The following is a 25532-nucleotide window of genomic DNA, read 5'->3' as shown; positions in this document are numbered from 1 at the left end:
GCGCAGGCACCGGTTCAGCGCTGTGCTAGCGTTTCTACACGGGGCGACGCACCCCACGATCATGACAAGAACAGCGCTAACCGATGACTGGCAGGTGAACCATGGAACTACTCATCAACGGCACGACCCACCAGGTCGATGCAGACGCCGACACGCCCCTTTTGTGGGTGATCCGCGACGATCTGGGCATGACCGGTACCAAGTATGGCTGCGGCCTGGCCCAGTGCGGGGCTTGCTCGGTGCTGGTGGACGGCGTTGTGGTGCGCGCCTGCGTGACCCCGGTGTCCGGCGTGGTTGGCCGACACGTGTCGACCATTGAGGCGATCGAGGCGGACCCTGTGGGCAAGCGGGTGGTAGCGGCTTGGGTGGAACACCAGGTCGCGCAATGCGGGTACTGCCAATCCGGTCAGGTAATGGCAGCGACCGCGCTGCTCAAGCATACCCCGGCACCCAGCGCCGAGCAGATCGATGCAGCCATGATCAACCTGTGCCGCTGCGGCACCTACAACGCTATTCATGCAGCCATGCATGACCTGGCGCAGGGAGCCAAAGCCTGATGAGCACGCCTGATCCCGTTGCTGAACTGCATAGATTGCAAGTTGGCGAAACCGTCAATCTCTCGCGTCGCCGCTTCCTCGTCGGCACGGCTGCAGGCGCATTGGTCCTGGGCTTCGGCCTGCCGACGGGCGTTGCGCGTGTGCAAGCTGCTGCCGATGTGCAGCGAGGCACCCACGTACCGGCGTTCCTGGAAATCCGACCGGATGGCACGGTCCGTCTGCTCAGTCCGTTCATGGAAGGCGGCCAAGGACCGTTCACCGCCATGGCGCAGATTGTTGGCGAGGAGCTGGATGTGGATCCTGCTCACTTCATCGTGGACAGCGCCCCACCTGGCCAAGCCTATGTGGTGATGGAAAACGGCATGCGCATCACCGGCGGCAGCATGTCCGTACGCATGAGCTACCCCACCATGCGCCGCCTGGGCGCACTGGCGCGGGCGATGTTGCTGCAGGCCGCTGCGCAGCAACTGGGTGTCGCGGTGGGCGAGCTCACCACGACGCCGGGTACCGTAGTACATACCACGTCAGGGCGCACGCTTGCGTACGGCGAACTGGCCGAACGCGCCATGGACCTGCCGGTCCCCGACCCCGCCACCGTCAAGCTTCGTGATCCTGCCCACTTTCGCTGGATTGGCAAGCCAGTTCGGCGCCTGGATGCATACGACAAGTCCACCGGCAAGGCCATGTACTGCATCGACCTCAGCGTGCCTAATATGCTTCATGCCGCCGTGCAGCATGCCCCTCGCCTGGGCATGACGGTGGGCCAGGTGCGCAATGAGGCACAGGTGGCTGCCATGAAGGGCGTGCACTCGGTGCATCGCCTGCCCGGTGCTGTAGCGGTGGTTGCACCGCGTTGGTGGCACGCCAAGCGTGCGGTCGAGGCACTGCAAGTACAGTGGCTGGAGCCAGCCGCAGATTCCACCGTGCGGGCCATGCCGGCGGATTTTTCCAGCGACGGCTGGCTCCAGCACCTGGCCAGTGCCACGGGTCCAACCCGTGATGAAGAAACGGCCGGAGACGTGGCAAGCGCGCTGGACAACGCCGTGACCACCGTCGAGGCCAGCTACCACAACCAGTACCTGAACCATGCCCAGCTCGAGCCCCCTTCTGCCCTGGCCCGCTTCAACCCCGACGGCACACTGGAGGTCTGGCTGCCCAACCAGGCGCCCGACATGTTCCGCGATGACATCGCCAAGCGTACCGGGCTGTCACCCGACCAGATTACGCTGCACTCGCCGCTGCTTGGCGGCTTCTTCGGTCGACACTTCCTGTATGAGTCCGCCAACCCTTACCCGCAGGCCATCGCCCTGGCCAAGGCGGTAGGCCAGCCCGTCAAGCTGATCTGGAGCCGCGAGGAAGAGTTCCTTCGCGATGTGCTACGCCCTGTCGCCGCGGTCAAGTTCCGCGCCGGGCTCGATGCCGAAGGCTTGCCGGTAGTCCTGGAGGCGGTCAGCGCCACGGAAGGCCCCACCGAAGCCCTGGCCGGCAAGCAAGGTGACAAGGTCGACCCCACGGCACTGGAAGGGCTATCGGGCAAGGCCTATGCCATAGCCAACAAGCGCATCGCACAGGTGTACGTCAAAGGCCCGGCCATGCTCGGTTATTGGCGGTCGGTGGGCAACTCGCTCAATGACTTCTTCTATGAGTCTTTCCTGGACGAGCTGGCGGACAAAGGAGGCCAGGACCCTCTGGCCCTTCGTCGGCACCTGCTGCGAGACAACCCGCGCCTGACCCAGTTGTTGCAAGCGGTCGTCGAGCTTTCAGGGGGCTGGAAACGAGGGCCTTTCACTGCCGAGGATGGCACGCGGCGGGCCCGAGGCTTGGCGATGGCGTCCCCTTTCGGGTCCGAAGCGGCCGTGATCGCCGAGGTCTCCATCGAAGACGGCCAAGTGAAGGTCCACGACATCTGGCAGGCGATCGATCCGGGTAGCATCGTCAATCCGGCCATTATCGAGCACCAGGTCAATGGCGCGGTGGCCTTGGGGTTGTCGCAGACGCTGGTCGAGGAAGCGGTGTACGTCGATGGCATGCCGCGTGCGCGCAACTATGACCTGTACCCGATCCTGCCGCCTGCGCGCATGGCTCGGGTACATGTACGCATCGTTGAGAGTGGCGCGAAGATGGGCGGTATCGGCGAGCCACCGTTGCCCGCGGTAGCACCGGCGGTGGCCAATGCCGTGGCCCAACTGACCGGACAACGGGTTCGCAGCCTGCCCATGAGCCGTCATACCTTCAACTGACCGACAAGGACGCCGCCATGCACCCTCGTACTGCTAGAACCCTTGGCTGGCTGTTGCTGCCCTGCGCGGTCGCCGCCGGCCTGGCCGGTTGGTACGTCACCCGTGAACCTGCCTCGCCGTTCTCTGATGAGCAGGCACGCGCCACCGACGACCCGGCATTGATCAGTCGCGGGGAATACGTCGCAAGGCTGGGCGATTGCGTCGCCTGCCACAGCCTGCCTGGCGAACCGCCGATGGCCGGGGGGCTCGAGATGGCTACCCCGCTTGGCACGATCCACGCCACCAACATCACACCCGACCCGGAGACAGGCATCGGCGCCTACTCGCTGGCCGACTTCGACCGGGCCGTGCGCCACGGTGTGGCGCCTGGCGGGCGCCGCCTCTATCCCGCCATGCCGTACCCCTCCTACGCCAAGCTCAGCGACGACGACATACGTGCGCTTTACGCCTTCTTCATGCGCAGTGTTCAGCCTGCACGACAGCCGAACACGCCTGGCGACATACCTTGGCCATTGAACCTACGCTGGCCCATCGCCCTGTGGAACGGCGCGTTCGCACCTGCGAGCCCTTACGTGGCGAAGGACGACCAGAATGCACTGTGGAATCGCGGCGCCTACATCGTGCAGGGGCCTGGGCACTGCGGCAGCTGCCATACCCCCCGAGGCCTGGCTTTCAATGAAAAAGCCTTCGACGAGTCAGGCGCCCCGTATCTCGCAGGCGCCTTGCTCGACGGCTGGTACGCGCCCAGTTTGCGCAATGACCCTAACACCGGCCTTGGCCGCTGGAACGAAGCTGAGGTGGTGCAGTTTCTCAAGACCGGTCGCAATCGACATGCCGTGGTCTTCGGCTCGATGACCGAGGCATTCAACAACTCCACGCAGTTCATGACCGATGGCGATCTACAGGCCATCGCCCACTACCTCAAGGCACTGCCCGGCGATCCATCCCGAGATGGCAAACCCTGGCAGTACCAGCCTGAGCCGACGCTCGCCCAGCTGGCGCGCCCAGGCGTACGCACGTACATGGCGCGCTGTGCTACCTGCCACGGCATGGACGGCAAGGGCCAGGGTGAGTGGATGCCGCCCTTGGCCGGCGCCACTTCGTTGCTTGCAAAGGAGGCTGCTTCAGCCATCAACATCACCCTGAACGGGTCGCAGCGGGCCGTGGCCGATGGCAGGCCCGATGCCTACCGCATGCCCGCCATGCGTGCACAACTGAGCGATCAGGAAACAGCAGAGGTGCTGAGCTATATCCGAAGTGCCTGGGGTAACCACGGCAACGCCGTCGAAGCCGCGGCAGTGGCCAAGCTGCGCAAAGATACCGATCCTGCCAGCCCTAGTCCGATCATCCTGCAGATGCGCTGACCCATGCCGCGCATTCGAGTACCGGAAGGCCTTAGCGGCTGCGCTCCAGGTTGAGTTTGAGCAGCTGCTGCGGTACCTCCTGCGCGTTGAGCTGCTGCATCGCCCGGCTCAGGGCTTCGCGCAGCGCCGGCTGATTGCACGGCGAAGCCTTGGACAGGGCCAGGTACAGGCCTTCGCTGGAGACAGGCGGCTGCAGCACCAGCACCTGCTGGTCGATGCCCAAGGTGCGCGCCAGGGCTAGGCCTGGGTACTGCTCATAGATCACATAGTCACTGCGCCCGTGCATCAGCTTTTCGAAAGCTTGCCTGGCGCTGGGCACCGCTTCGAGCGTCAGGTGCTGCTTGGCGTAAGCATCGAACGGCTGGCCGTGACTGTTATTGACCAGCGTTCCACCCTTGAGCCCCTGCAGGTCCGACCATTGCCCGTAGACGAAGCCATGCCCCTGACGGGCCCAGATCACGCTCGGTGTGTAGAGGAATGCCGGCAGGATGAAGTCCATCTGCTGCTGGCGGGCGTCGGTGATGAAGTAGCCGGCCATCAGGTCGACCCTGCCGGTACGAACCTCTTCCTGGGCCCTGGACCAAGGGCCTACATAGAGGACGTCGATTTCCAGGCCAAGGCTGTTGGCCAGGCGCGTGATCAGATCCGCACTGGCCCCAATCAGATGGTGCGGGTCCAGGGGGTCACGCCAAAGGTAGGGGGGATATTCCGGGTTTCCAGTGGCGGTAAGCCGTTTACACGGCTCGGCAGCCATTGCCAGCAGTGGCAATAGCCCAAGGCACAACAGGCCAACCCAACCCTTGATCATGCGAGACCTCCGGCAGACGACGCTGTGATACCTCGATCCCTGTGCTGGGCCCTAGACAATAAGCTGCTTCAGGCGGTCAGTTCCAGCCGCGCGCGCGCCCCTGCCCGCTGGAAAACCTCGCGCACCTCGTCGGCCTTGGCCTTGGTGACCGACTTGCCGCTCAGCAGCTCGTCGACCACGCGCAGGCCTTGCTCGACGGCAGTGGCCAATTGTTCAGCATCGGAGGCGTCGGCGATATCACCCAGATAAGGCGCGATGAGGTAGACATAACGATCCTGCAGTTTCAGCGTTTCCAGGGCGTCGAGGGCCTGCTGGAAGCGATCGGCCGCAGCGGGGCTCATGCTCAATTTATCGAAATGAATCAGGCTCACACGATCAGTGGCCATGTTGACGAATCTCCGTTTCCTGATGCGGCGCAGGCCACGAGCAGCAGCGTGTCCACGCTACTCGGACAAGCAGGCCCGGGTGATGTCGATCAGGTTAACAGAACACGGCACAGAAAGGGTCATCCGCCCAAGAACTAAAAGTGACCAGCAGGTCGCGCAATGGAAGCCCCACGGCGCAACCGGGACAGGCAGCGGGATTTGACGCGCAGGATAATCGCCCGGCAAACCACCCTGCCGAGAACGCCACCACGCGCTCGCTTCTACAACAACAAGCCTGTTTCAGCAGGCACGCCACACAGGGCTCCCACTTCATGGCAAAGGAACACTCCGCAGAGACACCCGATCTTGGCGTTACCGACCCCTCCAAAACCGACGAAGCCCGACAGGACCGGCGCCTGGAGGGCAAGCTCGACTGGGTCGTATTCGGCTTGACCAGCCTGTTGGCCATCGCGTTCGTGCTGTGGGGTTTCCTCAACCAAGTCAATTTGGCCAGTAGCGCGTCCAGTGCGCAGTCGTGGGTCATTCTCAACTTCGGCTGGTTCTTCGTACTGACCTCCACTGTGTTCGTCGTGTTCGTGCTGTGGCTGGCTGCCAGTCGATATGGTCGCGTACCGCTGGGCCGGGATGGAGAACTACCTGAGTTTCGAACGGTGTCGTGGGTGGCGATGATGTTCAGTGCCGGCATGGGCATCGGCCTGATGTTCTTCGGCGTGGCCGAGCCGTTGTCGCACTACGTTTCCCCGCCGCCGGGCTCGACCACTGGCCAGTCGAGCGAAGCGATGCAGGTGGCCATGGCCACCACCCTGTTTCACTGGACGCTGCACCCTTGGGCGATGTATGCCATCGTCGGGCTCGCCATCGCTTACGGCACCTTCAGGCGCGGCCGCTCCCAACTGATATCCGCAGCCTTCAGGCCCTTAATCGGCAAGCATGCCAATGGCCCGCTCGGCCGTCTGATCGACATGATGGCAATCTTTGCCACGCTGTTCGGCTCGGCCGCCTCGCTGGGGCTTGGTGCGCTGCAAATTGCAGGCGGCCTCGAATACAACGGCTGGATCGAGCACCCCGGCAAGCTGTTCTACATCGCACTGATCACCGTGCTGACCATTGCCTTCGTCACCTCGGCCGTGTCGGGCATCGGCAAGGGTATCCAGTGGCTGTCCAATACCAACATGGTGCTCGCACTGATGCTCGCCGTGTTCGTGTTCCTGGTCGGACCTACCTTGCTGATGCTGAACCTGCTGCCGACATCGATCGGCATCTACATCAAGATGCTGCCGGAAATGATGGCGCGGACCAATGCAAGCGGCGGCGAACCCATGAACGCCTGGCTGGCTGGCTGGACGGTGTTCTATTGGGCGTGGTGGATTTCCTGGACGCCTTTCGTTGGCATGTTCATCGCCCGTATCAGCCGGGGGCGCACCATTCGCCAGTTCGTCACCGGGGTGTTGCTGGTGCCGAGCCTGGTCAGCCTGGTGTGGTTCACCATCTTCGGCGGGGCGGCCATCGATGCCTTGCGCGAAGGCGCCTTCGTACTGGCGGATGGTGCGGTCAACAGCAACCATGCGCTGTACCAATTGCTCGCCAGTTACCCGTTGGCCTCTGCCACGTCGGTCCTGGTGATGATCCTGGTCGGTATCTTCTTCGTCTCCGGTGCCGACGCGGCGTCACTGGTCATGGGGACGCTGACCGAACATGGCACCACTTCCCCTTCGCGGCGCACGGTGATTTTCTGGGGAGCGCTCACCGGCACGGTCGCAGCCATCATGCTGGCCATCGGTGACCCCAGCGCGCCAGACAAAGCCCTGACCGGGCTGCAGAACCTGACCATCGTAGTGGCCCTGCCCTTCGTACTGGTCATGGTGCTGCTATGCCTGGCGCTTTATCGCGACCTGCGCAAGGACCCCATGATGCTGCGCCATCTTCGCGGTACCGAGCTGATCGAAAAGGCCGTGTTGTATGGCGCCGTCAAGCATGGCGAAGAGTTCTACATCGTCGTTCAGGAGAAGAAAGCCTCGGTGAAAGCGGTTGCAACCAAGGAGCTGACCGAATCATGAGGTCAGCAGTTCGGTCGCTCTGATACCTACCCGCGAAACTGGTAAAAGTGCCAGTTTCGTATTGCCAGCCACCGACGCAATATCGTCAGCGCCTCCCAGCCGAATGAGCGCAGCGCCCATGAATGGCCTTCTGCAAGGTAGAGTCGCCTGGTTCGATAGCGACCAGGCGTTTGGCTGCATTGTGGGAGCCAACGGCGTCAGCTTTCTACTTCAGGGGCGGCACCTGCTAGACCCTGGTACACCGCCCTGCCGCGGGCAGGTTTACCAATTCGCACCGGTGTACAGAAAAAATGCCTGGTGGGCCCTGCAGGCCTCGCCCTTACTGCCCCTGCCTGACGAATTGACGGTCGGCGTGTCGGACGATCATCCAGATTGACCTGATGCACACTGCTGCGCAGCTCATCCATTTGCGCAACATGTTGAAGACTTTTCGCGATGCTAGCGGTGAACCAGCTTACAAAAAAACGGTCTTTCGCTGACGGTTCACTACCCGACCGGTTCGCGGCCCATCCACCGGCCTACATTTGTCCAGTTTCAGCGAAGACCCCAAAATGCCCGACTCCCGCCCAACTGCCTTTGCCCTCACTGCCCTGCGCGGCGGTCTGCTTGCCAGCGCGCTGGCGCTTGTCACGCCCGCGCACGCCGAGGCGCCAGCCAGCGATGCACGCTGGGTCAGTGACAGCCTCAGCACCTACGTACGCAGTGGCCCGACCGACGGCCACCGTATCGTCGGTACGCTAAAGTCCGGGCAGCCACTGACGCTAATCGGTACACAGGGCAACTACAGTCAGGTTCGTGGACAAAACGGTGATGTGGTGTGGATCCTTTCCAGTGACCTGCAATCAGTGCCCGGTCAGAATGAGCGCCTGCCTCAGCTCGATGCTCAGGTGGCCGAGCTGACAGGGCAATTGAAGACCATCGATGACAGCTGGAAAAACCGGGTGCAGGGTATGCAGGAAACCCTGGATTCGCGCAAGCAACTGGTCGATGAACTCCAGGCGCGCAACAAGGACTTGAACGAGCAGCTGGACCAGAGCCAATCGAACCTTCGCGACGCTCAGGCGCGCCTGGGTGACGAGAACAAGCAGGTGATGATGCGCTACATGGTGTATGGCGGCAGCATCGCAGGGGCCGGTTTGTTGGTGGGTCTCATCCTGCCGGCCTTGACCCGTGGGCGGAAAAAGAACGATCGCTGGTTCTAGGACTGTGTTGAGGATTGCCTGTCTTGCACAGACCGGCAGATTCTTAAGTTTCGAAACGGACTTGCCGGCTCGTCGGCCTGGCCGGGGCGAGCTATAGATCCGGGGCTGCTGCGCAGCCCTGCTCCGGTAGATGCTCAACCCGTCATCCCCAGCATTCACCGCTACTGCGCCTTCCCATACTACTGACCAAGCCGCTCTAGTGCCTGGAGCACAAAGGTAGTAGCCCTCTCCTGCCTGGCGTCCCGGCAGGCGATCCCCAACTGCCGCCACAACCCAGGCCGCAAGGGTCGACAGACCAGACGCGGGTCCGCCTCCATCGCTTCACCTTCCTGCGGCAGCAACGTAGCACCGTACCCGGCGCCAACCAGGCGCTTGACCGCGTCGTTGTAGTTCAACTCGATGCGCGGCTGTGGGTGCAGCCCGGCCGCTGCGAACCATTCGGTGCAGACCCGCGACAACTGCGTGCTGCTGTCATTGAGAATCAAAGGCCGCTCGGCCAGCCACTGGGGGGTGACAGCTGCCGGCGGCTGCCAGTCAGCCGGCATGTAGGCCAGGATGGGGTCTCGGCGCCAAGCGGTGACCGCCAGGCCCTTGCCCGCCACTTGTGGTAGCGCCACCAGGCCAATGTCCAGCAGCCCTTCACGCAGCTGCACCAGGGACGCTTGTGAAGTGAGCACTTGCACCTGCACGTCGATGCCAGGGTGTTCACTGCGAAGGTGCTTCAGCGCCTCGGGCAGCAGGTGCGCGATGGCCCCGGTCGATGCGCCCAGCCGCACGCGGCCTGTCAGGCCTTGCACTTGATTGCGCACCTCATCCAGAGCCATTTCGGCATCGGCAAGCAGGCGTCTGGCGCGCACCAGCAGAGTTTCGCCGATGGCTGTCGGCCGAACTTGGCCGCGTGTGCGGGTCAGCAGCGTGGCGCCCACCCGCGACTCCAGCTCGGCCACGTGCAGGCTAATGGTGGGGGGTGCCAGATTGAGCTGACGGGCTGCCGCCGCAAAAGACCCAAGCTGGCTGATCACCACCAGCGTACGCAGGCGGTCAAGGCTGATTTCACGCACAGGGCTACGGCTTCCTTGAGGTAAACGTCGGAAGATTCAGAATAACTGAACGTGCCCGTCATGAAATGTAAATTTTCTTTATGCCCAGCTTGAGCGACTCTGGTGTCCGACCTACCCGCCTGGACACGTGAACATGCATCTACCTCTTGTTTTCATCGATGGCGATCAAGGCACTACCGGGCTGCAAATCCATGCCCGCCTGCACGCTCGCACGGACCTGCGCCTGCTGACACTTGCCGACGCGCAGCGCAAGGACCTCAGGTACCGCAGCGAGGCCATCAACCGTGCCGACATCGCCATACTTTGCCTGCCCGATGACGCTGCACGCGAAGCGGTGAGCGCGATCCACAACCCCGGTGTACGGGTGATCGATGCCAGCTCCGCCCACCGCACCGCGCCAGGTTGGACCTACGGTTTCGCCGAATTGAATCGGGACCAGGCTGCGCATATCGGCCAAAGTACCCGGGTCAGTAACCCTGGCTGCTACCCGACGGGCGCGATCGCATTGCTCGGCCCCCTGATCGCGGCAGGCTTGATACCTGCCGACTACCCGCTGGCCATCCATGCCATCTCGGGCTATTCCGGCGGCGGGCGCGCAGCGGTGCAGCGGCACGAGCAGCAGGACGGTAGCGCCGCCTCGGCCTTGCTCATGTACGGGCTGGACCTGGCGCACAAGCATGTGCCCGAGATTCAGGCCCACGCCGGTCTATCTGCCCGCCCCATGTTCATGCCCGCCTACGGCGCCTACCGCCAGGGCATCGTCCTCAGCATCGCCCTGCACCTGCGCTTGCTGCCCAGCCAGGTCAGCGCGCAGCAGTTGCAGGCGTGTCTGGAGCAGCACTACCAAGGCGCCCGCCACGTGAAGGTGATGCCGCTGCAAACCCAGGGCACAGCCGAGCGCCTCGATCCGCAGGCGCTCAACGGGACCGATGATCTGCGCCTGGGCCTGTACGCCAACCCCTCGCAAGGCCAAGTGCTGTTGACCGCCGTCTTCGATAACCTGGGCAAAGGGGCTGCCGGGGCTGCCGTGCAGAACCTGGACTTGATGATCGACGCCATGCGCGCCCACGGCGATAACGGCAAAAACGGGTAGACTGTACAGCCCGCGCACTCATGTTGCGGGCTGTATTCCATTCGCCGGAGCCTGTTTGCCGATGTACATCCTGAGCCGCCTGTCCAGCGTGCCACCCGAGTCGTTCCAGAACCAGATCCGTGAACTGGTCATCCACGAAGTGGGTGAGCTGAGCAGTGTCGCCATTACGCCTGATAACCCGTTGTACCCCTTGTACCAGTACGGTGTAGGCATGGAGGTGCACCAGTATCTGCAAGCACTCGATGGTACCCGCGGGCTGCGCGTTGCCCTGACTCTGGCACTCGATGCCGATGCCCCGGACCAGTTACTGGGCTTTGCTCTGGCATTGCCAGCCGACAACGACGACCAGGCCTGTGCCCTGGCATTTCTCGCTGTAGCGCCCACGCACCGCCGCCAGGGGATCGCGCGCGCCTTGCTGGCCGACCTGCAGGCTCAGTACCGCTACATTGAACTGAATGCCTTTGCCCACCAGGTGCCGTGGTTCGAAGTCATGGGCATGCAAGCGGTCTCGGCCAACGGCCCACAGGTACTGATGAGCAGTACCGGTCAAGGCGGTGATGCCCTGATCGGGCGCTTGGACATCGCGCCTATCTACCAGACGACCGAAGTCATGCAAATCCACACCTATCTGCTGAACCAGCACGGCGAAAACGCCATGATTGAGGCCGAACAGCGTCGGGACGAGCATCTGGATGAGCTAGCCCTTCAGGCCCAGGCCTGCGTGCAGCAACGGCTGACGGTACATTGACTCCCCTGCTCCTGCACCCGTGACAAGGCGCAGTTCGTCCGCACTCAGGCATGCACCCAACGGCGATGCAGGCCGCGGGCCAGCGCATCCAGGGCAAAGCCCAGCACCCCGATCAGCAGCACCATGGCCATCAGCTCGGAATAGGCCAGGCGGTCGCGTGTATCGAGAATGAAGTATCCCAAGCCTGCGCTCACCCCGAGCATCTCGCAGGGCACCAGCACGATCCACAAAATGCCAATGGCCAGCCGTACCCCTGTGAGCACGTGCCCGATCACGCCGGGGACAATCACCTTGCACAGGGTTTCCCAACGGGTGGCGCTCAGGCTTCGGCTGAGCTGCAGCCAGCGCGGGTCCAGTTGCCGCACCCCGGCAGCGGTATTGAGCAGGATCGGCCACAGCGCAGCGAACGCCAGCAGGAAGTAGATGGGCTGATCGCCCACCCCCATCAGCATCACCACGACCGGCATCCACGACAGCGGCGAGATCATGCGCAGGAACTGGAACGCAGGGGTAGTCGCCGCCTCCAGGTGCCGGTAGCTGCCCACCAGCAGCCCAAGGGGCACACCGATCAGCAGCGCCAGCAGCAAACCGATCAGGATGCGTTTGAGGCTGACCCAGATATGTCCGTACACCTCGCCTTGCCCAAGCAGCTCGATCAGGCTGGTAAAGGTGGCCGAGGGCGAGAAGCGTGCCGACAGGCCATCGGGCTGGCCGAAGGCTGCCACCCCTGCCCACCAGACCAGCAGCAACCCCAGCAACCCGGCCAGCCCCAGGCTGGCATGCACCACATGCTTGCGCATCAGACCGCGAACTCCTCGCTGCGCTCGAAGGTGTCGGCAATACCGAAGACCGAAGGCCCCCCGACGCTGGCGATGGCATTGCGCACAAAACGGTCGTCTACCAGGTCACCGGCCACGTGTGCCGGGTCCAGGTCGGCGAGAAACGCGTTGTTGCCTTCGATCAAGGTGCGCTTGAGCCGCGTGACGAGCTCCTGGGTGTAGCTGGGGTACGGATAAGGCTGGAAGTCGATGCGTTTCTCATCCCACTGCTGGTGTTGTATGGCACCGGTGGCGATGTAGTCGGCACGGTCGCTGGCAGCAGGTGCCAGCACCTTGGTCAACACCGCGGGGTCGTGTGGGGTGTACTTGTTAGGGCCTGCCTTGGACAGCAAAGCAGCCGCCTCGGCCCGGTGCTCGCGGGTCCATTGCTGGGCCTTGACGATGGCGTTGACCACCTTCTGCGACCAGTCCGGCCGGTTGTTCAGGTCGTGTTCATGCATGAACACCACGCAGCAGGCGTGGTTGCGCCAGACGTCCCCGGTGAAGCGCTGCACGCGCCCGACCTTGAGGTTTTCGGCCAAGGCGTTGAACGGTTCGGCGACGATGTAGCCGGCGATGCGCTTGCTGGCCAGGGCCGGGGGCATGTCCGAGGGAGGCAGCACCAGCAGGTTCACTTCGTTGGCGGCAAGCGCTGCTGTGGCGGGTTTGGACACGGCGGTCAGGCCACTGTCCGCGAGCATCTGTTGCAGCACAACGTTATGAATCGAATACCAGAACGGAATGGCCACGGTCTTGCCACCGAGCTGTTTCATGTCGGTAATATCTGGCGCCACCGTCAGCCCCGAGCCGCCCACATGGTTCCAGGCCACCACTTTGGCCGGCACCTTGCTTGCGTAACGCGCCCATACCGTCATCGGGGACAACAGATGGATGACGTTGACCTGCCCGGAAATGAACGCTTCGATCACCTGTGCCCAACTGCGCAGCAAGACCGGCCGTTCGGCTTTGATGCCTTCGGCCTCGAACAGGCCATTGTTGTGCGCCACCAGCAGCGGGGTGGCATCGGTGATGGGGAGATAACCGATGCGCACAGGCGCATCGGGTTCGGCGGCGGCGCGTGCCTGTAAGCTGGACAGCAGCGGCAATGCGCCCGCTGCGGTCAGCAGTGCGCTCATCTTGAGAAAATCGCGACGCGAAGAAGCGGCGCAGCAGTCATCCATGCACATGGACAGCCTCCGAGGACAAGGGGGTGGGTTGGGGTTCGACTGTGCGGCTTGCCCGCCGAAGGGTTTTGAGAATCTCGATGCGCAAGGCGCCCAATGCCTCGACCTGCTGCGTCCGGGGTTGCGGCAGGTCGACGAGCCATTGCCCGAGCGTGTGCGCTGGGTGGTCGCCCAGTAGCAATACGCGGTCGGACAACAGCAGGGCTTCGTCGATGTCATGTGTAATCAGGACCGCCGCGGTGTTGTGCGTGGCGATCAATTGCAGCAGCAGTTGCTGCATGTCGGCGCGGGTCACCTCGTCCAGCGCGCCGAACGGCTCGTCGAGCAGCAGCACTTCTGGCTGGCGCGCCAGGCAACGGGCCAATGCCGTGCGCTGGGCCATGCCGCCGGAGAGCTGGGCCGGATACTGGTTGCGTGCATGGTCCAGGCCTACGGCAGCAATGGCATGGTCGACGCGTGCCCGACGCTCGTCTGCGGCAAGCGTTGGCTGGCGGGCGAAGTCCAGGCCGAAGGCGACATTCTTCTCCAGGCTCAGCCAAGGCAGCAGGCTTGGGTCCTGAAAGGCCACCGCCAGGCGCGGATGCGGGCCCTGCAGCGGCTGGCCGTGCAACATTACGTGCCCGCCTTGGGGTTGCTGAAGGCCCGCAAGCACGCGCAGCAGGCTGGACTTGCCGACACCGCTGGGGCCCAGGATGCTCACCACCTCGCCTGGGGCCAGTTGCAGGTCGAACCGGGCCAGTACCTGCTGCCAGCCCTCGGCACGGGGGTAGCCCAGGCTGATGTCCTTGGCTTGTAGCACAACGTGGGTCATGCCGATGCTGCCTGGCGATGAAGTTCAGCGCGCAGTTGCACCAGGCTGGGCGTGACGATGGGCACGAAGGCTGACTCACGCCAGCGCCGCGCGAAGCCTTCGCCATATTCGCACAGGTAAGCTTTGCCGCCGCTGGCCTGTAGCTCAAGCTGCACGGCATCGGCGGCGCACTCGGCCAGGGTGATGCGCAATTTGAACAGCGCTGCCGGCTGCTCCCTGAAGCGCTCATCGAGCAGCCCTTGCTTGAGCTCACTCACGGTGTTCTCCAGGCGAGCACTGAGTACCTGCCTGGCTTCATCCAGGAACGAAGCGCGCCCGTGCAGGTGACCCTGGACTTCTTCCAGCGCCCTGCGCGCCAGGCCGATGGCCATGCCGCACTGCAGCCCCAGGAAAGCCGGCCGGACACGGGGCAGGAATTGGCGGGCGTTGTCGTGCAGCAACCAGTCACGCGACAATTGCACCTGGTGGAAGGCCAGCGCAGCGGTGTTACTCGACTGCAAGCCCATCAGTTGCAGGTCGTCAGAGCGCTCAAGACCTTGTGCATCGGACGGAATGGCCAGCACGAAGGGGGCGCCACCGGCGTCATCCTCGATGGCAGCGGCTACAACGAAGCCGCTCTTGCGCAGGTTGGTCACCCAGTGCAACCGCCCTTCCAAATCCCAGCCATCCTCCTGGGGCCGACCGCGCACCTGTAGCGTCTCGATACCCGAAAGAAACTTCATGGCGTTGGACAAGCCCGTGGCGCCGGCCAGCTCACCGCTCAACAGCGCAGGCAGCAGCCGTTCGCGCAGCCCGGTATTGGGGCTCTGCAGCAGGTATTCGATGAAGGCCCGCTGCCCCCAGCACACGAAGGCCGTGGCCAGTGAACGGCTGGCAATGGTTGCGATGGCCTCCACCGCGTCGGTGATCTGGCCACCTGAACCGCCCAGGGCAGGGTCGATGCCAACGCGCAACAATTGCGACTGCGCTATCTGGGACAGCACCTGTTGTGGCTCGCACTGGCCACGGTCGATGGCTTCGGCATTGGCATCCAGCCACTGTCGAAATGCGCACTCTTGCATGTTTTCTTGCTCCTTTTGAAACGCCGCGGGCGCCTGGCGACCCGTTCACGGCCAATGGCCGTTCCAGTACCGACCGCAGTGCGGCGGGTTGCCTGCGTCCTAAGCAGACGGCTGTTGCCAGCGATACTTACCCAGCTCATCGTTGAGCGGCGTCTGGGCGAACACATTAGCAAAGTTGCACAGGGTTGCGAGGCTGACCCCCAGAATCACTTCCAGCGCATTGCCCTCGGTGAAGCCAGCGTCGCGAAAAGCCTGGTAAGTCGCCGGGCTCACATCGCCGCGGGTGGCGATGACTTCGCGGGCAAACGCCGCCAGGGTTTCGTATCGCGCGTCGGGAAGCTCGCCGCGCGCGCGCAGGGCGTCGACCACTTCGTGGGGCAGCTTGGCTTTGTTCAGGGCCACTGCCGTATGGCCCGCCACGCAGAAGTCGCAACCGTGCTGGGTGGCGGCGATCAACTGCACCACTTCGCGCTCGGCCAAGGTCAGCTCCGACTTGCCGTTCAACGCCGAAACGGTGACATAGGTTTCCAGCGCGGCTGGGGCGTTGGCCAGGACACGCAGCAGGTTGGGGATGAAGCCCGAGTTCTTCTGGGCGTTTTCGAGGAACGGCTTGGCCGCCTCTGGTGCGGTCTGCAGGTCGTGTAGGGTAATGCGCGAGGACATGGGGTACTCTCCTTTGCCGTGTATCAGTACAGTCTGTTGGTTATAAGAAGTACGCTCCATATTCATCAGTCGTTTTTACTTGCTCCTGAGTGTTTGCCTTAGATGATTTCGTCCAGCCATCTCGTCGAGCGGTTATTAGAAAGCCTCGAGCTAGACGCCAGCCTGTTTCATGTCGGCCGTTACTGTGGAGGCTGGCACGCCAGCACCCACGGCATGGGCCACGCCAGTTTTCACCTGGTCGTGCAAGGTGGCTGCTGGCTGCACGCAGAGACCCTCGAGCAGCCGGTGCGCCTGGAGCGCGGCGATGCCGTGTTCCTGCTGCGTGATGTGAGCTATCGGCTTGCCAGCGAAGCCGATGCCGCGCAGGCCTGCGCCCAACCGCGCCAGCCCATGCAGCCCCTTGATGCCGAGGCGAGCGATGGGGTGGGCCTGGTCTGTGGGTTCTTCCATTTCAGCAGCGGCCTTTCGGCGCTGATCATCGACGCAATGTCCGATCTGATCATCCTGCGCGCCGAGGATCCCGCAGGTAGCGCTGCACGCGCCTTGTTCGATCTGATTCTGGAAGAATGCCGGCGCGCCAACGGGCCCTCTCAAGTCTTGCTGGAGCGACTGACGCACCTGTTGTTCCTGTATGCCCTGCGCCAACAGGTGCATGGCGCTCAGCCGCTGGGTGGGCTGATCGCCCTTGCCCGCCAGCCGGTGTTTGCGGACTTGCTCGAACAGTTGATCAAGGCGCCTGGGGCCATCTGGACGCTGGAACGCATGGCGGCGTGCACGGGCTTGTCGAGGTCGGCGTTCTTCAAGCGTTTCAGCGAGCTGGCCGGGCAGTCACCCGGCCAAGTGCTGTTGGCACTGCGCATGCGCCATGCCAGCCAGTTGCTGCGCGCCGGCCATACGGTCGAACAGGTAGGTGCTCAGGCGGGGTATCAATCGGTAGCGGCGTTCACACGTGCCTTCGCCAAGGCCGTAGGCGTGCAACCGGGGGCGTATCGGCGTCAGCAAAGTGGACGGTGAGAGGCCAATTCAAGAACCCAGTGCAGGGGCATCCGCACTCTCATCTCGTTACATTGCATGACTGTCCTACAATAATGGCTTTATGTCATCATCCGCGCATTCAAGTCCACCGCACTCTCCCTCCCGCCCCTTAGCATCTCTAGAGCCTGGCGCCGTCCCGAAGGGCTTGCTCCAACGCGCCTCGCCCCCTGCACGCCATCCTTAGGAGCTTTCGATGCATTTCAGGAACATGAAGATCGGCATTCGCGCAGCCTGCGTGTTTGCCTTGTTGGGCATGCTGATCCTGACCATGGGACTGGTCGCCCTGTATGAAACACAGCAGATGGATGAGTCCACGGATGAAATCCGCCTGACCTGGATGCCCACCGTCATGTCGCTCAGTGCAATCAACAGCAACCTGGGCCGTACTCGCGCCCTCACCCTGCGCGGTGCATTGGAAGAGAATGCCAGCGAGCGCACCCGCTACCTGAGTACGATCCAGAGTATCGAACGCGAAATGGATGAAGGCTTCGAGGCCTATGTGGCCACCATCGTGTCCAACGAAGACCGCGCGCTGTTCGAAACCGCTCGCAGCGCCTACCAGCATTACCACGAGCTCCAGGAAACGGTCCTGGCCGAGCTTTCGGCCGGGCGCATGGACAGGGCTCGCCAGCTGATCAACGGCCCGCTGACGGCACGTGCCGAAACGATGATGCAAGCCATGTCCACGCTCATCGCCTTCAACGCCAAAGGCGCAGAAGCTGCATCCCAACTGAGCAGCGACGTGGCCGATGAGGCATTGGTGGCCATTATCACGGCACTGGTTGTGATCCTGTTGGCACTGGTGATGATCGCCTACCTGCTCACACGCAGCATCATCGTGCCGCTAGCCCAAGCCGTTACCGCCGCAGAGCGCGTGGCGGCCGGTGACCTGACCCAGCCCATCCAGGCTGAGGGCCGCGACGAGCCCGCCTTGCTGCTGCAGGCCTTGGCCCGCATGCAAGCCAACCTGCGCCAGACCATTGCCCGCATTGCGGCCTCGTCGGACCAACTGGCATCGGCCTCCGAAGAGCTGCACACCGTGACCGAAGACACCAGCCGTGGCCTGCACCAGCAAAGCGCCGAAATCGACCAGGCTGCCACGGCCGTCAACCAGATGACCGTCGCCGTGGAAGAAGTTGCCAGCAATGCCGTGAGCACGGCCGATGCTTCCAAAGACGCAGACCGCACGACCCGCGACGGCCGTGACCAGGTCAACCAGGCATTGCAATCCATCGAGCAGTTGGTAGCCGAAGTTACCGGCACTTCGGCGCAGGTGCAGCAGCTGGCCAACAGCGCCAGTGAAATTACCCGGGTGCTGGACGTGATCGGCGCTATCGCAGGGCAGACCAATCTCCTGGCACTTAACGCCGCCATTGAAGCGGCGCGGGCAGGTGAAGCGGGCCGAGGGTTCGCGGTGGTGGCCGACGAAGTGCGCGCCCTCGCCCACCGCACTCAACAATCGACTGCGGAAATCGAACAGATGATCGCGGGCATCCAGAACGGCACCGAACGCGCCGTGACGGCGATGTCCAGCAGTCAGGGTCGGGCGGCCGGTACGTTGGAGGTGGCCCAAGGTGCAGGGCGCGCGCTTGAGGTCATCGCCGAAGCCATCGCCTCGATCAACCAGCGTAACCTGGTGATCGCAAGCGCCTCGGAGGAGCAGGCTCAGGTGGCCCGAGAAGTGGATCGCAACCTGGTCAACATCCGTGATCTGTCAATGCAGACCTCGGCCGGGGCCAACCAGACCAGCGCAGCAGCGCAGGATCTGTCACGCCTGGCGGTAGACCTCAATGCCATGGTTGCGCAATTCAAGGTGTAATCCTCAGAGAGGGGCCGACCAGCGGCCCCTCAACGTGAGGCCACTGGCTCACTTGCTGACGCTGACCACCCGCCCCACGTTCTGCGCTGCCTTGCCACGGGTTGCCAGGCAGTAGTACAGCGGCACCGTTACCAACAAACCGAACAGCCACGACAGATCGGCCCCTTCGACGATGTTCGAGTATGGGCCGACATACAGCGCCGTGTTGGCGAATGGCAATTGCACCAGGATGCCGCAGGCATAGGCAATGATCGCGTGGTGGTTGAAACGGCCATAGATGCCGCCATCGGCGCTGAAGATCGAGGCGATGTCGTACTGGCCTTTCTTGATCAAGTAGAAGTCGACCAGGTTGATCGATGCCCAGGGTACCAGCACCAGCAGAAGCGCCAGGATCAGCCCGATGAACTGGCCGATGAAGTCGGCCGAAGCATTGAGCGCCACCAGTGCGCAGGCCACGAGGATGACGCTGGCCAGCACCACACGCACCTTGATGCTCGGCGTCCACTGGGCAAAGAATGTCTGGATTGCCGTCACGATCGAAAGCACGGCGCCGTACAGGTTCAGGGCGTTATGACTGATGATGTTGAGCAGGAACAGCACCATCAGGATCGGCCCGAGCCAGCCGGTGGCCTGTTTGACGGCATCCATGGCATCGGTGCCTTCGGGCACGCACAGCACGGCCACTGCCCCGAAGCTGAAGCACAGGATGGTGCCCAAGGTGGCGCCGAAGTAGGTCGCCCAGAATGGACGGGCGATCCCCACCTCACGCGGCAAGTAGCGCGAATAGTCGGAGGTGTACGGCGAGAAGCTGATCTGCCAGATCGTGCCCAGCGACACGGTGGCGATGAACCCGGACAGGTTGAAGGCACCACGGCTGAAGAAGTCGCCCGGCAGTACCTGCATGAACATCATGATGAACCCAGCCAGCAACGCAGAGCCCATCACCCAGGTGCCGATGCGGTTCAGAATGTGGATGAAACGGTAGCCCACGACGCCGATGGCAGTGGCGCTCAAGGCGCCGATCACGATCGCGCCGGGCATGGGGACCGTGGGTGCGATGCCGTGGATGGTCTTGCCTGCCAGCACGATGTTGGAAATGAAGAAGCCCACGTAGATCAGCGCGGTGAAGAAAAGGATCAGCAGCGCGCCGTAGCGCCCGAACTGGCCCCGGCTCTGCACCATCTGCGGGATGCCCAGCTGCGGCCCCTGTGCAGAGGCCAGGGCAATCACCACGCCTCCCAGCAAGTGCCCCATGACGATGGCGATCAGCCCCCACAACAGGTTCAGGTGGAACACCTGGATCACCATGGCGCCGGTGACGATGGGCAGTGGCGCAATGTTGGTGCTGAACCAGAGGGTAAACAGGTCGCGCGCCTTCCCATGGCGCTCGGCAGGTGGAACGTAATCGACCGTGTGATTCTCGACAAACTGATGTTGCGACGACGGTTGGGACATGGTTTTTAGCTCGAAAGGTCGTTTTTATCGTTGTAAGGAAACCGCATCTAGGCGGCCTCTCAGCTGAAGACCATATTATGGTATTCCAAATTTTTGACAATACTGATCCGCATTTCTAAATGTCAGCTGATCCGATTCAGCCATTAACGAAAAGTGATTATGAGCGCTTCTAACCCTTTAAATACGCGGGTTTGGACCATTCATCGTGGTTTTAGCCAAGTCTAAAAATGTGCTTGCAAAAAAGGTATTACGGTATACCATCAGACACATCAACGATAAAAACCGCGGCCCACCGCAGCTTTAAAGAGGTACATCAGATGATCGACGCAACCGTCTACAAGAACGTCCTGGGTTCCTTCCCCTCCGGCGTTACCGTCATCACCACCCTGGACGACGACGGCTCGGTCGTTGGCTTGACCGCCAGCGCCTTCTCATCCCTGTCGATGGACCCTCCCCTGGTGCTGTTCTGCCCCAACTACACGTCCGACTCCTACCCGGTGCTGATCAAGCACAAGCGCTTCGCCATTCATCTGTTATCCGGCAATCAGCAGGCCGAGGCCTACGCCTTCGCCAAGAAGGGCAAGGACAAGGCCGCCGGCATCGAGTGGTCGTTGAGCGCGCTGGGCAACCCCATTCTCGCCGGTGCTACCGCCGTGATCGAATGTGAGCTGTGGCGCGAATACGAAGGGGGCGATCACGCAATCATGGTGGGCAAAGTGCACAACCTGATCGTGCCGGAGCAAGCGCCGCTGCCGATGGTGTACTGCCGCGGGAAGATGGCCAGCCTGCCTGCACTCGCCTGACCTCTGCCCCCCCTGAACGCACTTGGCGCAAAGCATTGCGCTGTCCGCTGCGATACCCGGCTGTACGCCGGGTGACACTACCCAGTCCGAGGAATTGCCCATGAAATTTTCGTTGTTCGTGCACATGGAACGTTGGGATGAACAGGTCAGCCACCGCCAGTTGTTCGAAGACCTCACCGAACTGACCTTGATGGCCGAAGACGGCGGTTTCAGCACCGTGTGGATCGGCGAACATCACGCCATGGAATACACCATTTCGCCAAGCCCCATGCCATTGCTGGCTTATCTGGCGGCGCGCACCGAGAAGATCCGCCTGGGCGCTGGCACCATCATCGCCCCGTTCTGGAACCCGATCCGCGTCGCCGGCGAATGCGCTTTGCTCGATGTGATCAGCAACGGGCGCATGGAGGTGGGTCTGGCCCGTGGCGCCTATCAATTCGAATTCGATCGCATGGCCAATGGCATGCCAGCCACCGATGGCGGCAAGGCGCTGCGCGAAATGGTGCCTGTGGTACGCAAGCTGTGGGAGGGTGACTACGCCCATGAAGGCGAGGTGTACAAGTTCCCGACCTCCACCAGTGTTCCCAAGCCGTTCAATGCCACTCCACCCATGTGGATCGCGGCCCGTGACCCTGACTCGCATAACTTCGCCGTGGCCAATGGCTGCAACGTGATGGTGACGCCGCTGATGAAGGGCGACGAGGAAGTGCTGGACCTTCGCAACAAGTTCCAAGCCGCCTTGGACAACAACCCCGACGTGCCGCGCCCACAACTGATGGTATTGCGTCACACCCACGTACACAGCCCGCAAGAGCCGGACGGCTGGAAGGTCGGCGCCAGCGCCATCTCGCGTTTCTACCGCACGTTCGATGCCTGGTTCGGCAACAAGACCACGCCGGTCAATGGTTTCCTGGAGCCCAGCCCTGAAGCGAAGTTCGCCGAAGTGCCTGCATTCGAGCTGGAGAACATCCGCAAGAACACCATGATCGGCACTGCGGAAGAAATCATCGCGCGCATCAAGTACTACCAGGAACTGGGCGTCGATGAATTCAGCTTCTGGTGTGACAACAGCTTGCCCCACGCCGAGAAGAAAAAATCGCTGGAGCTGTTCATCAAGGAAGTGATCCCGGCATTCACCTGAATTCCCTTTACCTGATTCTTTGCGGGGCATGCCCGCTCGCGCGGGTCGTCTGGCCATGCGCGAGCGGGTTTTTTTCAGCCCAAATACAGGTACCGCCCCCGCGCGCTCGATACAGATGCGGTGCAGACCTGCACATCAGCACACCTTTCGTCTCGGTGGGATGAGAAAACGCCACGCAGTGCTTGCAGAACAAATATTATGGTATACCATCAGACAACAAGATCTGATCACACCGTACAGGAGCCCCCCATGAGTTTTGAAATTCGCAAGATCGTCACCTACTCCGAAGAGACCCGGATCGAAGGTGGCAAAGCCACTGACACGCCGGTCACCATGGTGGGCCTGGCGGTGGTCATCAAGAACCCTTGGGCTGGCCGTGGCTTCGTCGACGACCTCAAGCCCGAAATCCGCGCGCATTGCTCGGAACTCGGCGCGCTGATGGTCGAGCGACTGACCGCCGCCATCGGTGGTGCCGACAAGATCGAGGCCTACGGCAAGGCGGCAGTGGTGGGCGCTGACGGTGAAATCGAACACGCATCGGCCGTCATCCATACCCTGCGCTTCGGCAACCACTACCGCGAAGCCGTGCAGGCCAAAAGCTACCTGAGCTTTACCAACAAGCGCGGTGGCCCTGGCACGTCCATCCAGATTCCGATGATGCAAAAAGACGACGAAGGCCTGCGTTCGCACTACATCACCCTGGAAATGCAGATCGAGGACGCACCTCGCGCCGATGAAATCGTGGTGGTCCTTGGCGCTGCCGATGGCGGCCGCCTGCACCCACGCATTGGTAACCGCTACATCGACCTGGAAGAACTGGCGGCCGAGAAGGCCAACGCTCAATAACAACAATCAAGCCGGGCCTGGGTGTGGCGATCAATTCGTCACGCCCGACCTCAAAGGAGCGCCCTTCATGATTCAGCCCGTCGCTGAACGCACCCCCGCCGGCACCAGTTACCTGTCCGTCGGTCAGGGTCAACCCGTGGTACTCATTCACGGCGTGGGCCTGAACAAGGAAATGTGGGGCGGTCAGATCGTTGGCCTGGCCAACGACTACCGCGTCATTGCCTATGACATGCTCGGCCACGGCCAGAGTGCCTTGCCCCCGGCCGACGTCGGCCTCGAAGGCTATGCCGCCCAGTTGGCCGAGGTGCTCGATCACCTGCAACTGAGCCAGGCCATCGTCATCGGTTTCTCCATGGGCGGCCTGGTCGCACGTGCCTTCGCCCTGCACTACCCCCAGCGCATCGCTGCCTTGGTGGTGCTCAACAGCGTCTTCAAGCGCAGCCCCGAACAGAGCGCCGGGGTCATCGCCCGTGCCGCTCAGGCAGCAGAGCTGGGCCCGGACGCCAATGTCGAGGCGGCACTGGACCGCTGGTTCAGCCGCGAGTACAAGGCGGCGAACCCCGCCCAGGTGGCTGCCATCCGTCAAGTGCTGGCCAGCAACGACCCACAGGGTTATCACACCACCTATTCGTTGTTTGCCACCCAGGACATGTACCGCGCAGGTGACCTGGGCAGCATCCAGGTGCCGACGCTGATCGCCACGGGAGAGCTCGATACCGGCTCGACGCCGGCCATGGCCCGCCAGCTCGCCGCCCGTATCCCGGGTGCGCACAGTGTGGTGCTGGCCGAGCAGCGGCATATGATGCCGGTGGAGGCACCGCGCGAAGTGAACAAGATGCTGCTGGATTTTCTCGCCAAAGCCCGCAGCCTGACCGAATCAGCCAAGGGGATTGTGGCATGAGCCTCGTTCGTTTTCAGATGTGCATCGACGGCCAATGGTGCGATGCGCAGAGCGCCAAGACCTTCGACAGCCTGAACCCGGCCACCGCACAGCCCTGGGCGCAGCTGCCGGACGCAGGCGAAGCCGATGTGGAGCTGGCGGTACAAGCCGCCCAGCGGGCATTCGAAAGCCAGGCTTGGCGGGGCATAACCGCTACAGCCCGTGGCAAGCTGTTGCGCCGTCTCGGGGACCTGATCGCCGAGAACAAGGAACACCTGGCCCAGCTGGAAAGCCGTGACAACGGCAAGCTGATCCGCGAAACCCGCGGTCAGGTGGGTTACCTGCCAGAGTTCTTCCATTACACCGCAGGCCTGGCCGATAAGCTCGAAGGCGGCACACTGCCCTTGGACAAGCCGGATCTGTTCGCCTACACCGTGCACGAGCCTATCGGTGTGGTCGCCGGGATCATCCCGTGGAACAGCCCGCTGTACCTGACGGCGATCAAACTGGCGCCGGCCCTGGCCGCTGGCAATACCATCGTGCTCAAGCCCTCAGAGCATGCCTCGGCGACGATTCTGGAACTGGCGCGCCTGGCGTTGGAAGCAGGGTTTCCGGCTGGCGTTGTCAACGTGGTCACAGGCTACGGCCCGAGCACCGGCGCGGCGCTTACCCGTCACCCGCTGGTGCGCAAGATCGCCTTCACAGGCGGTGCGGCCACCGCTCGCCATGTGGTGCGCAGCAGCGCCGAGAACTTCGCCAAGCTGTCGCTGGAACTCGGCGGCAAGTCGCCGAACATCATTTTTGCAGACGCCGACCTCGACAGCGCCATCAACGGTGCCGTGGCGGGGATCTATGCAGCGTCCGGACAAAGCTGCGTGGCCGGGTCGCGCCTGCTGGTGCAGGATGAAATCTTCGACGAGTTCGTCAAGCGCCTGATCGAGCGTGCCCAGCGCATTCGCATTGGCAACCCCCAGGACGATGCCAGCGAGATGGGCCCGATGGCCACTGCACAGCAGTTGGCCGTGGTCGAACAACTGGTCGCCGCGGCCAAGGCCGAAGGCGCCAAGCTGCACCTGGGCGGTAAACGGGCCCAGGTCGACGGCGAGGGCTGGTTCTACGAGCCAACGCTGTTCGAATGCGACAGCAACTCGATGAGCATCATGCAGGAAGAGGTGTTTGGACCGGTGGCGGCCGTCATTCGCTTCAAGACCGAGCAAGAGGCGCTGGCCATTGCCAACGATTCACAGTTCGGCCTGGCCGCCGGTATCTGGACCCGCGATTTGGGTCGAGCCCACCGCCTGGCGCGCGACGTGCGTTCGGGGATCATCTGGGTCAACACCTACCGCGCCGTATCTGCCATGGCGCCCATCGGCGGCTTCAAGAACAGCGGCTACGGACGCGAAAGCGGCATCGATTCCGTGCTGGCCTACACCGAGCTGAAAACCGTGTGGATCAACCTGTCCACCGCCCCCATGCCCGACCCCTTCGTGATGCGCTAAG

23 protein-coding genes are annotated in these 25532 nt (G+C 62.8%); 14 read left to right on the top strand and 9 right to left on the bottom strand.

Annotated features, from left to right (window positions below):
• The first annotated feature begins 101 nt into the window (after positions 1–101).
• The 3 genes from FS777_RS13200 to FS777_RS13190 are packed head-to-tail and all read left to right on the top strand — an operon-like array spanning position 102 to position 4161.
• Positions 102–557: a (2Fe-2S)-binding protein gene (locus tag FS777_RS13200; RefSeq protein WP_058638345.1), complete on the top strand. Its 456-nt coding sequence runs from the start codon at positions 102–104 to the stop codon at positions 555–557.
• The gene (locus FS777_RS13195; protein ID WP_145255920.1) at positions 557–2797 is read left to right on the top strand and encodes a molybdopterin cofactor-binding domain-containing protein; all 2241 of its coding nucleotides are present in this window, start codon (positions 557–559) and stop codon (positions 2795–2797) included. The genes FS777_RS13200 and FS777_RS13195 overlap by 1 nt, the downstream gene beginning before the upstream one ends.
• 17 nt (positions 2798–2814) lie before the next feature.
• Positions 2815–4161 (top strand): cytochrome c, encoded by a 1347-nt coding sequence (locus FS777_RS13190; protein ID WP_145255916.1) that lies wholly within the window; start codon positions 2815–2817, stop codon positions 4159–4161.
• A 31-nt stretch (positions 4162–4192) separates the two neighbouring features.
• On the opposite strand, the gene FS777_RS13185 is transcribed toward FS777_RS13190, so the two are convergent.
• Both FS777_RS13185 and FS777_RS13180 read right to left on the bottom strand, forming a co-directional pair.
• A complete protein-coding gene (locus FS777_RS13185; RefSeq protein WP_145255913.1) occupies positions 4193–4969 on the bottom strand; it encodes an ABC transporter substrate-binding protein in 777 nt (258 codons plus the stop codon).
• A 68-nt stretch (positions 4970–5037) separates the two neighbouring features.
• Complete coding sequence (locus FS777_RS13180; RefSeq protein WP_058605375.1) at positions 5038–5355, bottom strand: hypothetical protein; 318 nt, start codon at positions 5353–5355, stop codon at positions 5038–5040.
• A gap of 311 nt (positions 5356–5666) precedes the next feature.
• Between FS777_RS13180 and FS777_RS13175 the strand changes: the two genes are divergently transcribed.
• Entirely contained in the window at positions 5667–7412 is a 1746-nt protein-coding gene (locus tag FS777_RS13175; RefSeq protein ID WP_145255910.1) for a BCCT family transporter, read from the top strand.
• 551 nt (positions 7413–7963) lie between these two features.
• Positions 7964–8614, top strand: a complete 651-nt coding sequence (locus FS777_RS13170) for a TIGR04211 family SH3 domain-containing protein (protein ID WP_058638351.1) — start codon at positions 7964–7966, stop codon at positions 8612–8614.
• A 179-nt stretch (positions 8615–8793) separates the two neighbouring features.
• On the opposite strand, the gene FS777_RS13165 is transcribed toward FS777_RS13170, so the two are convergent.
• A complete protein-coding gene (locus FS777_RS13165; RefSeq protein ID WP_145255907.1) occupies positions 8794–9675 on the bottom strand; it encodes a LysR family transcriptional regulator in 882 nt (293 codons plus the stop codon).
• A 133-nt stretch (positions 9676–9808) separates the two neighbouring features.
• On the opposite strand from FS777_RS13165, the gene argC reads away from it, so the two are divergent.
• Both argC and FS777_RS13155 read left to right on the top strand, forming a co-directional pair.
• Positions 9809–10768, top strand: coding sequence for an N-acetyl-gamma-glutamyl-phosphate reductase (gene argC, locus FS777_RS13160; RefSeq protein ID WP_145255904.1), 960 nt, complete (start codon positions 9809–9811; stop codon positions 10766–10768).
• Positions 10769–10829: 61 nt separating this feature from the next.
• Positions 10830–11516, top strand: a complete 687-nt coding sequence (locus FS777_RS13155; protein WP_145255901.1) for a GNAT family N-acetyltransferase — start codon at positions 10830–10832, stop codon at positions 11514–11516.
• Positions 11517–11560: 44 nt separating this feature from the next.
• Here the strand turns inward: FS777_RS13155 and FS777_RS13150 are convergent, their stop codons facing one another.
• The 5 genes from FS777_RS13150 to FS777_RS13130 form a co-directional block, all read right to left on the bottom strand.
• Complete coding sequence (locus FS777_RS13150; protein ID WP_058638355.1) at positions 11561–12316, bottom strand: ABC transporter permease; 756 nt, start codon at positions 12314–12316, stop codon at positions 11561–11563.
• On the bottom strand, positions 12316–13521 hold the full coding sequence (locus tag FS777_RS13145) for an ABC transporter substrate-binding protein (RefSeq protein WP_058605889.1): 1206 nt from the start codon (positions 13519–13521) through the stop codon (positions 12316–12318). Before FS777_RS13145 ends, FS777_RS13150 begins: the two co-directional genes overlap by 1 nt.
• Positions 13508–14329, bottom strand: coding sequence for an ABC transporter ATP-binding protein (locus FS777_RS13140; protein ID WP_145255898.1), 822 nt, complete (start codon positions 14327–14329; stop codon positions 13508–13510). Before FS777_RS13140 ends, FS777_RS13145 begins: the two co-directional genes overlap by 14 nt.
• Positions 14326–15390: an acyl-CoA dehydrogenase family protein gene (locus FS777_RS13135; RefSeq protein WP_058638356.1), complete on the bottom strand. Its 1065-nt coding sequence runs from the start codon at positions 15388–15390 to the stop codon at positions 14326–14328. Before FS777_RS13135 ends, FS777_RS13140 begins: the two co-directional genes overlap by 4 nt.
• A 99-nt stretch (positions 15391–15489) precedes the next feature.
• Entirely contained in the window at positions 15490–16053 is a 564-nt protein-coding gene (locus tag FS777_RS13130; RefSeq protein WP_023535132.1) for a carboxymuconolactone decarboxylase family protein, read from the bottom strand.
• Positions 16054–16155: 102 nt separating this feature from the next.
• Between FS777_RS13130 and FS777_RS13125 the strand changes: the two genes are divergently transcribed.
• Positions 16156–17067, top strand: a complete 912-nt coding sequence (locus tag FS777_RS13125) for an AraC family transcriptional regulator (protein WP_058638357.1) — start codon at positions 16156–16158, stop codon at positions 17065–17067.
• Between the two features lie 214 nt (positions 17068–17281).
• Complete coding sequence (locus FS777_RS13120; RefSeq protein WP_145255895.1) at positions 17282–18907, top strand: methyl-accepting chemotaxis protein; 1626 nt, start codon at positions 17282–17284, stop codon at positions 18905–18907.
• A gap of 48 nt (positions 18908–18955) precedes the next feature.
• On the opposite strand, the gene FS777_RS13115 is transcribed toward FS777_RS13120, so the two are convergent.
• Entirely contained in the window at positions 18956–20362 is a 1407-nt protein-coding gene (locus tag FS777_RS13115; protein ID WP_145255892.1) for a cytosine permease, read from the bottom strand.
• Between the two features lie 317 nt (positions 20363–20679).
• Between FS777_RS13115 and FS777_RS13110 the strand changes: the two genes are divergently transcribed.
• The 5 genes from FS777_RS13110 to FS777_RS13090 all read left to right on the top strand — a co-directional run bounded on the left by FS777_RS13110 (position 20680) and on the right by FS777_RS13090 (position 25531).
• The gene (locus FS777_RS13110) at positions 20680–21165 is read left to right on the top strand and encodes a flavin reductase family protein (RefSeq protein ID WP_023535123.1); all 486 of its coding nucleotides are present in this window, start codon (positions 20680–20682) and stop codon (positions 21163–21165) included.
• Positions 21166–21265: 100 nt separating this feature from the next.
• On the top strand, positions 21266–22306 hold the full coding sequence (locus FS777_RS13105; protein ID WP_058605895.1) for an LLM class flavin-dependent oxidoreductase: 1041 nt from the start codon (positions 21266–21268) through the stop codon (positions 22304–22306).
• A gap of 249 nt (positions 22307–22555) precedes the next feature.
• A complete protein-coding gene (locus tag FS777_RS13100) occupies positions 22556–23152 on the top strand; it encodes an amino acid synthesis family protein (RefSeq protein WP_058605896.1) in 597 nt (198 codons plus the stop codon).
• 67 nt (positions 23153–23219) lie between these two features.
• Positions 23220–24053 (top strand): alpha/beta fold hydrolase, encoded by an 834-nt coding sequence (locus tag FS777_RS13095; protein ID WP_145255889.1) that lies wholly within the window; start codon positions 23220–23222, stop codon positions 24051–24053.
• The gene (locus tag FS777_RS13090) at positions 24050–25531 is read left to right on the top strand and encodes an aldehyde dehydrogenase (RefSeq protein WP_058605898.1); all 1482 of its coding nucleotides are present in this window, start codon (positions 24050–24052) and stop codon (positions 25529–25531) included. The genes FS777_RS13095 and FS777_RS13090 overlap by 4 nt, the downstream gene beginning before the upstream one ends.
• The last annotated feature ends 1 nt before the right edge of the window (position 25532 follow it).

Origin of the sequence: Pseudomonas sp. DE0157 (genome assembly GCF_007678615.1) — a bacterium.
Classification (GTDB): Bacteria; Pseudomonadota; Gammaproteobacteria; order Pseudomonadales; family Pseudomonadaceae; genus Aquipseudomonas; species Aquipseudomonas parafulva_B.
This window is presented reverse-complemented; position numbering and strand designations above follow the sequence as displayed.

What these genes read in the sequence shown, in the direction of transcription:
- FS777_RS13200 (WP_058638345.1), top strand. Translation starts at nt 102, where the DNA reads ATGGAACTACTCATCAACGGCACGACCCACCAGGTCGATGCAGACGCC.
- FS777_RS13195 (WP_145255920.1), top strand. Translation starts at nt 557, where the DNA reads ATGAGCACGCCTGATCCCGTTGCTGAACTGCATAGATTGCAAGTTGGC.
- FS777_RS13190 (WP_145255916.1), top strand. Translation starts at nt 2,815, where the DNA reads ATGCACCCTCGTACTGCTAGAACCCTTGGCTGGCTGTTGCTGCCCTGC.
- FS777_RS13185 (WP_145255913.1), bottom strand. Translation starts at nt 4,969, where the DNA reads ATGATCAAGGGTTGGGTTGGCCTGTTGTGCCTTGGGCTATTGCCACTG.
- FS777_RS13180 (WP_058605375.1), bottom strand. Translation starts at nt 5,355, where the DNA reads ATGGCCACTGATCGTGTGAGCCTGATTCATTTCGATAAATTGAGCATG.
- FS777_RS13175 (WP_145255910.1), top strand. Translation starts at nt 5,667, where the DNA reads ATGGCAAAGGAACACTCCGCAGAGACACCCGATCTTGGCGTTACCGAC.
- FS777_RS13170 (WP_058638351.1), top strand. Translation starts at nt 7,964, where the DNA reads ATGCCCGACTCCCGCCCAACTGCCTTTGCCCTCACTGCCCTGCGCGGC.
- argC (WP_145255904.1), top strand. Translation starts at nt 9,809, where the DNA reads ATGCATCTACCTCTTGTTTTCATCGATGGCGATCAAGGCACTACCGGG.
- FS777_RS13155 (WP_145255901.1), top strand. Translation starts at nt 10,830, where the DNA reads ATGTACATCCTGAGCCGCCTGTCCAGCGTGCCACCCGAGTCGTTCCAG.
- FS777_RS13150 (WP_058638355.1), bottom strand. Translation starts at nt 12,316, where the DNA reads ATGCGCAAGCATGTGGTGCATGCCAGCCTGGGGCTGGCCGGGTTGCTG.
- FS777_RS13145 (WP_058605889.1), bottom strand. Translation starts at nt 13,521, where the DNA reads ATGTGCATGGATGACTGCTGCGCCGCTTCTTCGCGTCGCGATTTTCTC.
- FS777_RS13140 (WP_145255898.1), bottom strand. Translation starts at nt 14,329, where the DNA reads ATGACCCACGTTGTGCTACAAGCCAAGGACATCAGCCTGGGCTACCCC.
- FS777_RS13135 (WP_058638356.1), bottom strand. Translation starts at nt 15,390, where the DNA reads ATGCAAGAGTGCGCATTTCGACAGTGGCTGGATGCCAATGCCGAAGCC.
- FS777_RS13130 (WP_023535132.1), bottom strand. Translation starts at nt 16,053, where the DNA reads ATGTCCTCGCGCATTACCCTACACGACCTGCAGACCGCACCAGAGGCG.
- FS777_RS13125 (WP_058638357.1), top strand. Translation starts at nt 16,156, where the DNA reads ATGATTTCGTCCAGCCATCTCGTCGAGCGGTTATTAGAAAGCCTCGAG.
- FS777_RS13120 (WP_145255895.1), top strand. Translation starts at nt 17,282, where the DNA reads ATGCATTTCAGGAACATGAAGATCGGCATTCGCGCAGCCTGCGTGTTT.
- FS777_RS13115 (WP_145255892.1), bottom strand. Translation starts at nt 20,362, where the DNA reads ATGTCCCAACCGTCGTCGCAACATCAGTTTGTCGAGAATCACACGGTC.
- FS777_RS13110 (WP_023535123.1), top strand. Translation starts at nt 20,680, where the DNA reads ATGATCGACGCAACCGTCTACAAGAACGTCCTGGGTTCCTTCCCCTCC.
- FS777_RS13105 (WP_058605895.1), top strand. Translation starts at nt 21,266, where the DNA reads ATGAAATTTTCGTTGTTCGTGCACATGGAACGTTGGGATGAACAGGTC.
- FS777_RS13100 (WP_058605896.1), top strand. Translation starts at nt 22,556, where the DNA reads ATGAGTTTTGAAATTCGCAAGATCGTCACCTACTCCGAAGAGACCCGG.
- FS777_RS13095 (WP_145255889.1), top strand. Translation starts at nt 23,220, where the DNA reads ATGATTCAGCCCGTCGCTGAACGCACCCCCGCCGGCACCAGTTACCTG.
- FS777_RS13090 (WP_058605898.1), top strand. Translation starts at nt 24,050, where the DNA reads ATGAGCCTCGTTCGTTTTCAGATGTGCATCGACGGCCAATGGTGCGAT.